Raw genomic sequence first — 2,133 nt, forward strand, 5'->3', positions numbered from 1 at the left:
CCCGCCTGCAGGGCGCGAGTCTTGCATGATGATGTCGTCAAGTTGATGCGTTGCGCAAGGACATGAAGCAAGTCAGCCTGGGATTGAACCTGTCGACCAAGAAGACGCGCAAGCGTGAGTTCCTGGAGCAGATGAACATGGTGGTGCCGTGGGATGTGTTGGTCGGTGTGGTCGAGCCGTATTGGCCCAAGTCCAAGACAGGCCGCCCGCCTTTTGCCATCGAGACCATGCTGCGCATTCACTACCTGCAGCAATGGTTTGGCCTGAGTGATCCGGCGATGGAAGAGGCGCTGCACGACATGCCGGTGTACCGCGAGTTTGCCAAGCTCGATGGCGTACTTGATCGGCTGCCTGATGAGAGCACGATTCTGCGGTTCCGGCACCTGCTGGAGAAGCATGACCTGGCCACCGACATGCTGCGTGTCGTCAACGACCTGTTGGCCTACAAAGGGCTGCTGCTGAAGTCGGGCACGGCGGTCGATGCCACGCTGATCTCGGCACCAAGCTCGACCAAGAACGCAGAGGGCAAACGTGATCCCGAAATGCATCAGACCAAGAAAGGCAACCAGTGGTACTTCGGCATGAAGGCGCACATCGGTGTGGATGCCGACTCTGGCCTGGTGCACAGCGTGGAAGGTACGGCGGCCAACGTCAATGACGTGACCCAGGCGCACAAGCTGCTGCACGGTGAAGAAGACGATGCCTTTGGCGATGCGGGCTATCAAGGCGTGCAGAAACGACCAGAGGCCAAGGCCGATGTGAACTGGCATGTGGCCATGAAGCCGGGCAAGCGCAAGGCCCTGGATTTGAACGACCCGGTTCAGGCCATCACTGACAAGATTGAGCGCGTCAAGGCGAGCATCCGCGCCAAGGTCGAGCATCCGTTTCGGGTGGTCAAGAAGCAGTTCGGCCATGTGAAGGTGCGCTACCGAGGGCTGGCCAAGAACACCGCGCAGATCAAGACCTTGTTCATGCTCAGCAACCTGTGGATGGTGCGGGGCAAACTGATGGCTGACGTGGCATGAGTGCGTCCAAAATCCAGGAAACAGCGTTTCTTGCGGGGGGCGCGCACCCTTTGACGTGCGTTTCAGCATCATGGGGGCTGGTCTGCGATGCATTCGGCTCATTTGTCGAAGCGATCACGCCGCCTGTTGCCTCGCAAACGAGTTGTTCAGACCTTCCTTAGATGTTGAATTTCGAGGCTAGCATTTTGTTCTGGATGGGGCAAGTCTCTTGAATCGTTGGTCAGATGATGTGAGGGGATGAGGGGTGAATTTGTGAGACGCTGGTTGCCGGGTTTGTCTTGATTGTGCTTTGCGCCCATCTTTGGGTGTTCTGAATGCTGGCTCGTTGGTTTCTGTTTTGGGGTTTTATACCAATTGGCGGGTTTTAAAGACGCTATTGATACTCACTTGCTCACGGTGGCAAAATAAAGCAAGGTAGCGAGTCCAAACCTTGCGCGATCGGGATACTCGCACGCGTCATTCGGTCGATTCTTCCAGAACCGACTTCCTCGCCAACAACTGGACCTGCTGTTGGCCGAGCGGCAATCAACCGAGGCGATCACCATCACCGAGAACCCAAGCCCCAACACTCACACGCCAGTCTTTTCCGGACACAATCCGAGTAATTTCAGACAAGCGCCGAGCTCCTGCACCCGCTGGCGCCCCAACGAGGTGCAATCGCGGAGCTCCGAGCTCGGCCCGTCGAGCAAAAAGCCCCGCACGCCGAGCAGAGCACTCGGCCCGCCGCACTCAGGGCTCCGAGTGCCACTGAAATTGCTCGGCGCACCACCCAAAAAGCTCGGCAAGCCGCCCCAAACCCATTGCAGGCCAAGCAGCGCCGGTATCAAGCGCTCCCACTCACGCATGAACTCAGACGTCGCACGAGGCGAGCGAGGCGGAAAAGGGCGGAGGCGCTGTGTGGGCGGGCGCCTGGGTGGTGCCGAGGAGCGGAGATTCGATCAGGTTGCCCCTTGGCGCAGCCAAGGGGATGGCGAGGACTGTTTGAGCCCCTGCAAGGGGCGAGTTCCGCAGCCACCTGATCGAGTCGAGCACCGCAGGGCAGTCCCGCTGAAAGCGGGACCACCACCCTTGAAGCCCGACCGCACAGCGCCGCAGCCCCCGCCTCGCG

1 protein-coding gene is annotated in these 2,133 nt (G+C 59.4%); it reads left to right on the plus strand.

Going from position 1 to position 2,133, the window contains the following annotated elements; translation table 11 throughout:
- The first annotated feature begins 62 nt into the window (after positions 1-62).
- Positions 63-1,025, plus strand: a complete 963-nt coding sequence (locus B2W70_RS01270) for an IS5 family transposase (RefSeq protein WP_286742134.1) — start codon at positions 63-65, stop codon at positions 1,023-1,025.
- The last annotated feature ends 1,108 nt before the right edge of the window (positions 1,026-2,133 follow it).

The sequence above is a fragment of the Aquabacterium sp. UBA2148 genome (assembly GCF_002328915.1).
GTDB classification, from domain to species: Bacteria; Pseudomonadota; Gammaproteobacteria; order Burkholderiales; family Burkholderiaceae_C; genus Aquabacterium; species Aquabacterium parvum.